The 255-nt window shown below is 69.0% G+C and carries 1 protein-coding gene; it reads right to left on the bottom strand.

What is annotated here, in order from left to right; all coding sequences use genetic code 11:
• Positions 1-255: condensation domain-containing protein (locus tag K7862_RS37165; protein WP_222970235.1), on the bottom strand; the 255-nt coding region annotated here is incomplete at both ends.

The raw sequence follows: 255 nt of genomic DNA, 5'->3' as shown, positions 1-255 counted from the left end.
CTTCACGAGGTCGGTGTGGAGTTCGGGGGTGAGGGTGAAGTGGACGGCGCCGCCGTGGCCGGATGCCTGGGCGGGGCGGGTGCGGTCGGCGGGTAGTGCGAGTTCTTCCGGTATGCCCGCCAACTGCTCCTTCCAGTAGGTGAGTTGCCGGGCGAGAGTGCTGTCGCTGTCGTCGTCGCTGCCGAGGGTGTGGTGTTGCCAGAGGGCGTAGTCGGCGTACTGGACGGGGAGCGGGGTCCACTGGGGTGCTTGGCC

It is taken from the genome of Actinacidiphila acidipaludis, assembly GCF_019890725.1.
GTDB classification, from domain to species: Bacteria; Actinomycetota; Actinomycetes; order Streptomycetales; family Streptomycetaceae; genus Actinacidiphila; species Actinacidiphila acidipaludis.
This window is presented reverse-complemented; position numbering and strand designations above follow the sequence as displayed.